This window comes from Acinetobacter sp. ANC_7654 (assembly GCF_056779855.1).
The window spans coordinates 162,176-168,981 of sequence record NZ_JBWYIR010000008.1 but is presented as its reverse complement, the minus strand read 5'-3'; the positions used below and the strand labels follow the sequence as shown (position 1 = coordinate 168,981).

The 6,806-nt window shown below is 36.7% G+C and carries 6 protein-coding genes and 1 rRNA gene; 5 read left to right on the top strand and 2 right to left on the bottom strand.

Features of this window, described 5'->3' with window-relative positions:
- The 5 genes from rrf to AC1M86_RS10315 all read left to right on the top strand — a co-directional run.
- Positions 1-75: ribosomal RNA gene (gene rrf, locus AC1M86_RS10335) — 5S ribosomal RNA — on the top strand; the annotation flags it as partial.
- A 237-nt stretch (positions 76-312) separates the two neighbouring features.
- Complete coding sequence (locus AC1M86_RS10330) at positions 313-1,563, top strand: esterase-like activity of phytase family protein (protein ID WP_481607895.1); 1,251 nt, start codon at positions 313-315, stop codon at positions 1,561-1,563.
- A 372-nt stretch (positions 1,564-1,935) separates the two neighbouring features.
- Entirely contained in the window at positions 1,936-3,285 is a 1,350-nt protein-coding gene (locus AC1M86_RS10325; protein ID WP_092767403.1) for an aromatic acid/H+ symport family MFS transporter, read from the top strand.
- A gap of 104 nt (positions 3,286-3,389) precedes the next feature.
- A complete protein-coding gene (locus AC1M86_RS10320; protein WP_481589197.1) occupies positions 3,390-4,115 on the top strand; it encodes a hypothetical protein in 726 nt (241 codons plus the stop codon).
- A 76-nt stretch (positions 4,116-4,191) separates the two neighbouring features.
- Entirely contained in the window at positions 4,192-4,503 is a 312-nt protein-coding gene (locus tag AC1M86_RS10315) for an ankyrin repeat domain-containing protein (RefSeq protein ID WP_481589196.1), read from the top strand.
- 42 nt (positions 4,504-4,545) lie between these two features.
- Here AC1M86_RS10315 and AC1M86_RS10310 read toward each other — a convergent pair whose 3' ends face one another.
- Together AC1M86_RS10310 and AC1M86_RS10305 are read right to left on the bottom strand one after the other, a co-directional pair.
- Positions 4,546-5,088 (bottom strand): type 1 glutamine amidotransferase domain-containing protein, encoded by a 543-nt coding sequence (locus tag AC1M86_RS10310; protein ID WP_481607894.1) that lies wholly within the window; start codon positions 5,086-5,088, stop codon positions 4,546-4,548.
- 489 nt (positions 5,089-5,577) lie between these two features.
- A complete protein-coding gene (locus AC1M86_RS10305) occupies positions 5,578-6,603 on the bottom strand; it encodes an alpha/beta hydrolase (RefSeq protein ID WP_481607893.1) in 1,026 nt (341 codons plus the stop codon).
- Positions 6,604-6,806: the final 203 nt, after the last annotated feature.

The following is a 6,806-nucleotide window of genomic DNA, read 5'->3' as shown; positions in this document are numbered from 1 at the left end:
CGAACTCAGAAGTGAAACCTCTTAGCGCTGATGGTAGTGTGGGGTTACCCATGTGAGAGTAAGTCATCGCCAGCTCATTATTCTAAACACCTCCTTCATTCGAAGGGGGTGTTTTTTTATGTGGAAAAATTGAAATAAAGATATAAAAATAAATATAAAGGGAAATGTATTTTAGAACTCACTGATAAAGATTTTTATATAGTGAGGAACTAATAATAAAAGCCTTCATCAAATCTTCATTGATCTGTCAGAGGAATGACACCATCATGCCGTTTAATCATGAGTCCTTAATTAAGTGATACATATGGATTTATGAACAAGACACTTTTAAGCACAGTACTATTGTCATTTTTAGCCCTTAGCGGTTGTAATGATTCTGATGATAAGATCACCTCAGATCAACAAAATCAGATAAAGGAACCTACACTTGTTTCATTTGCAAAGCTTGATGTAGCTACCTATGCCGATGGACCAGATTCGGGACTTTATGTTAAAGGTGCAAATGGTATTTATCCACCATTTAAAGGTCAGCCAGTTCAAGGATTTTCTGGGGCATTAAAAAATGCTGATGGAACGTATCTTGTAATGTCTGATAATGGATTTGGGGCACAAGATAACTCAGCAGACTACCTATTACGTCTTTATAATATTTCAGTAGATTTTAGAACTGCTAAGACCAACTCAAATAACGTTAAAGTACTGTCTCATATACAGCTTCGTGATCCGAATAAGTTAGTACCGTTCAAAATTGTCAATGAGAGTACGCCAGAACGCCTTTTAACAGGTGCTGATTTTGATCCGGAATCTATACAGCGTGATAAAAATGGCGATATTTGGATAGGAGATGAATTCGGTCCATTTTTACTGCATTTTAGTGCTGATGGTGTTTTAAAGAGTGCTCCGATTGCATTGCCTCATCCTGAAAAAGAAGGAGAGGAGCTTCGATCTCCACAAAATCAACTTCATCAAAGTGCGGCTGAAATAGAAAATGCGCTCGTGCAAAGAAGTGGTGGATTTGAAGGCATGGCTATTTCTCCAGATGGTCAATATTTATATCCAATGCTGGAAAAACCATTAAGCAAGAATGTGCAAAGACATTTATTAATTTCAAAATTTGATATTGCTAAAAAAGCATATACAAATGACCATTACTATTTTGAGCTCGACCCTAAAGCAACAGCAATTGGTGATTTCCAGTTATTTAGTCAAAATGAAGGTGTTGTGATTGAGCGCGATGATTCTGAAAATAATATTGGTGGTTTCAAGAAATTAGTTCGCATACAACTGAATGAACCGAAGAGGTTGGTTAATAAGACTGACTTGGTCAATTTAATGGATATTGCGAATCCAAATCTATTATATGGTACGCCACTTGAGGGCGATATTATGACGGGTGAGCGTTTCGGTTTTCCATTCTTTACCATTGAAGATATTGTGATTGAAGGACCTGATTTAATCACAGTGTTGAATGACAATAATTTCCCTGGTTCGAGTGGACGTAATGCAAAACTTGCAGATGATAATGAAATTATTCAGATTAAATTAGACAAAAAGTTATATTAATTGTTCGAGACCTCATGGATTTTGATCTATGAGGTTTTTTATTAAATTAAGTGAAAAATATCATAATGAAATAAGTAATTTAATAAATTCGTATTTGAGCGAGATATCATCATTACTCACCAATAAAATGATGGAAACACTGATTTTCGTAAGTCAAACAAACTTTGGTCTAATGCGATATTTAGATAAAAAGCCTAATTTTGATTGGATTTTAGACTAACGTTCAATTTTTATTAACACAGAATTATGTGAAATTTACCTCACAGACTTTAAGCACACAATTTTGATGCGTGGCTCACAACAATTAAATTCAAAGTTGGTTGGATCGTGCTTAAAGATTATTGAAATACGATCTCTCACAGGAGGTGAGGAATGTCACAGCAAGCAATGAACGTCAATAAAATTATTGACCATGCTAAATTCACACCATTTCACTTCAATGTTGTCGCTTGGTGTTTACTCATTATCCTGTTTGATGGTTATGACTTAGCAATTAATGGCGTAGTTTTACCATTATTGATGGATGAATGGGGTTTAAGTGCTGTTCAAGCAGGCATGCTCGCAAGTACTGCACTTGCAGGGATGATGTTTGGCGCAATGATTTTTGGTTCTTTAGCAGATAAGATTGGCCGTAAAAAAGTCATTATGATCTGTATTATTTTATTCAGTGGATTAACCTTTGCGGGTGGTTTTGCATCCAATCCAACTGAGTTCGGTATTTTGCGTTTCTTGGCAGGTTTAGGGATTGGTGGTGTTATGCCAAACCTTGTGGCTTTGACCTCAGAATATGCACCTCAAAAAATGCGTAGCACCTTGGTAACTACTATGTTTAGTGGTTATGCGGTAGGTGGTGTGATGGCTGCATTATTAGGTTCATGGTTTACACCAAGTTTTGGTTGGGAAATCATGTTCTTTATCGCAGGTATTCCATTACTTTTACTTCCAATTATTTGGAAATTCTTACCTGAGTCTTTAACTTTCATCGTAAAAGAAAATCGTCAGGAAGAAGCTCGTCAAATTGTGGCGAAGATTGAACCTAAAGTAAAAGTTGAGAAAGATACAACTTTCGAGCTTGATCAAGTAGATGAGCCTGAATCGGCAACTGTTGTCAGCTTGTTCCGTCGCGGTCGCGCTGTAAATACATTGTTGTTCTGGGTTGCATTCTTTACATGCTTATTAACCATGTACGCACTCAGCAGCTGGTTACCGAAATTGATGATGGCTGCGGGCTACTCAATGGATAATAGCTTAATGTTCATGATGGTCATGAATGTTGGAGCGGTAGTGGGGATCGTTGGCGGTGGTATCTTGGCAGACCGTTACCATTTAAAACCTGTATTGATGTTCTTGGGTTTAATGGGTGCGATTGTGATGAGCTTAATGGGCTTCCAGTCGAATATGCTGTTACTTTACATCTTGGTGTTCTTGGCAGGTGCTGCATCGATTGGTTCACAGATGTTGTTATACAGCTACGTAGCTCAGTACTATCCATTGGCAGTTCGTTCAACAGGGATTGGCTGGTCATCTGCGATTGGTCGTATGGGAGCAATTGTTGGTCCAATCTTGATTGGTGGCTTATTAGGGATGAACTTACCAGCGCATTTTAACTTTATGGCAGTAGGTTTACCTGTGTTGATTACCGCAATTGCAGTGGCTTTGATTATGAATGAAAGTGAATCTGAAAAGATTGGCTCAAGTCAGCCAAGTATTGCCAAAGCTTAAATAAATGAATGTTTTAAAAGCCTCCGTAAGGGGGCTTTTATTTTTTTAATTTTTCTATTTATGATTAATTGAAAAATTTTTTAAAGATATATGGAGGGGGAGTTGTGAAATTATTTTTGTCATGTATGGAGTGTTTAAAAGAACAAGGCTTCCCATCTAATAACTTTGCAGTTGTAGATTTTACCGAACAAGGTGCTTATTCAATAACTTGTCCCAAAGGCCATGAAACTATAACAGTACTTCAGCAAATGAAATTCGAGGTGTTATATGAAATAGGAGCAAATGCAATTTTAGATGGATATTATCGTGAAGCTGTATCTTCTTTTGCAGCTAGTTTAGAGCGATTTTATGAATTTACAATTAAAGTGCTTTTAAGTAAGTCTTGTGATGAGCAAGCAATAGATCAAGGCTGGAAAAAAGTGGCTAGCCAATCTGAGAGACAGTTTGGCGCTTTTTTATTTTTATGGATAAATCATTTTAACTCTTTGCCTGTAGTTTTATCAGACAAAATGGTAAATTTTAGGAACTTAGTGATTCATAAAGGAGTCATACCAACAAGAGAAGAAAGTATAAAATATGGAGAAGAGGTACTAAATATTATTAATACTTTGAAGAAAGAGCTTATAGAAAATTATTCATCACAATTAGAGAAAATAGTTTTTAAACATTTATCCAAGTCATATCAGAATACTAATCCTAATTTACCTTTTACTACAATGTGTCTATCTACAATTGTAAGTCTGTCAAATGTGCAAGAGAGTCACAATAAAAAAACATTAGATGAACACTTAAAATGTTTATCCGATAGAAGGGAAATCTATAAAAGTTAATGCTAAGCAATATTTTTTGTTATATAAACATCGTAAGGTAAGAAGGTAAAATTTAATCTTGCATAGTGGAATTATTATGAACTTCAGCTCCATCTCCCCAATCCCTGAAGATAATAGCGAACTTCATCTTCCTGAACTCATCTATTGGGCTTCATTAGGCGAAATCACAGAAGTTGAAACAGCTTTAAATAACGGAGCTGATGTAAACCAAATTGATGATGAAGGTTATAGCGCACTTCAAGCAGCCGCAGAGAACGGGTACTTAGATGTAGTACAACTGCTAGTCGAAAAAGGTGCAAATGTTGCTTACAAAGGTCAATTTACAGCTTTAGAACTCGCTGAAATGGCAGGCGAGCAAGAAATCGTAGATTACTTAAAAAGTCTGTAAAACATGCAAAATAAAACCCCAAAAAAAAGGGGTTTTAATCGTTTAAGACTGCGTCAATTCTTTATAAATGGCTTCATTAAATGCAGGAATATCATCAGGACAACGTGAAGTAATGAGCGACCAACCGCCAGTATTACAACGATGCACCTCTTCATCGACCCATTTACCGCCTGCATTTTCTAAATCAATTTTTACTGACTTATAAGACGTCAAATTTTTATCTTTGATACGTTGTGCATCAATTAATGTCCAAGGCGCATGACAAATAGCTGCGATTGGTTTTTGATGGTCAGCAAAACTTTGAATCCATTTTTGAACCTGTGGATGAATTCGCAAGTTATCCGCATTCACCGTTCCCCCAGGAATAATCAGGATGTCATAGTCGTTTGCATTGACTTCATCAAAGCTTATGTCAGGTTGAACTTGATCTGAAGGCTCTTGATCCCCAACCACAGTCTGAACAGATTTCTTTTCTTCAGCAGCATGATAGGTTTCAATCCCTTTTAATTTTAAAAATGCTAAGGGTTTGATTAATTCATCTTTTTCAACACCAAAATTTGCAGTAATAAATAAAGCTTTTGCCATGTTCACATCCTCAATCTTTAAAATTTTGTATGTAAGCGGTTTGCACTAGGATATTCCGTCTTGTAGGAACAGCATAAGTCGCTTGCACTTTGGAAATTACAGTCAGAGTTGTTGCGTGACACACTTTAAAATTAACAAATGGAATTCATGAAAGTGTTGTGAAAGCGAAAAAGCATGATGAATAATTGTTTTACAAGCGTGACAACGTGTAGTGTGCTTAAAAAATTCTATGTGTAAGAAAAAGAAAAGCCCATCTTCCTGATGGGCTTTTCTTCGTATCGGCTGCTTGTAGGTATAACTCCTGTCGTACCTCACGTCCTGATGCTCAAACTTATTATTGTTGTTTTTTGTTTGGGAAACTTCCTGATTCCTGATGGTTTAAGAATAGTGCAGTGACGTTGATATGCATAGCCGACAATAGAAGAGATGATTGTAGGAAAATGCTTACAAAACTGTCTAAGTGATTAATTTATCGCTCAATAGATCAATTTAGCGTTTTATATTTTCACGAATGAATTGATCACTGTATTTTACCAGCTGATCTAATGCAGGTTGCTCAACAGGGTAGTGCCCACCATTTTGTAAAGTCATCACACGATAAGGTACTTTCAACTGTTTCAAAACAGGTTGGCTCAATTTTAAAGGAGTCCATTGATCCTGTTCAGGTTGAGTCAGTAACACAGGTGCTTGATTAAACTGAGTCAAAGGATATGGTTTTTGGTAATGCATATAGCTGTTTAAAAACTCCACGCTCATGCTATTACCTGCGGATGTCTTGTCAGCCAGCATGATGCGTAAGGCTTCAGGGTCATTGGTGAGTTTTGACATCTTTGAGACCAAGGACATAGGTAAGGTGATTTGCTTCAAAGGGGTATGTGCTACTGCTTTCATACTCGGCAAAAGAACAGGGCTTAGAGCACTAAAACGCATAGTTCCTTTTTGAACGTCTTTAAATTCTTGATCGAGAAAGGTCATTCCGATGATGCCATCGACATGTTGATTCTGCATGGCCACATGTAGCGTGAGCATTCCACCTGCTGAGAGTCCATAAAGGAAAATAGGACGATCATCTTTTTGCACTTGTTCGTTCACAAAATCATTGACCAATTTCACCCAATGATCATAACGAATTTCTTTTTTTGAAGGATATTGTGTCAGACCATAACCGGGTAAATCCAATGCGAAGGTTTCATACCCTTTTTGGGCAAGTGGACGCCCAAGAATTAAACTCATCTGACGACCATTTGTACCTACGCCATGTAATAAAATGACTTTGGCTGGCGCTTTAGTATTGGGATAAGCATCGACATGTACACGGTAATCATTCCAACTCCAGTAGTACTCATGTGGTTTGTTTTGGTCATTCAGTCGAAATTTCGAAGGGAGTCTTTGTTGTAATTGTTGCCAAGCTGCTTGTTGCTGGTAAGACTGTGGAATTTTAGTTTGAGTCCAAGCCAAATTGGAAATTAATAAAGCCATCATGGTGGCAACGGTTGTGAGTATTATTTTGAGCACGATTAAACGCCTTTCGTTTTTTTCAAACACTATAAAAATGAAAAGCAACTTTGTTTATTACCCAAATCATCAGTCGTAAAGGAATCGAGTCAATTGCTAAGCTCAAGTTACTGAAATTAAATGCATATTATTTTTTGTTTAGATTTGGTTGTATGTTAAATGTACAGAAATAGGTCTTAGGTCATCAGTGATGAATAGAAAAT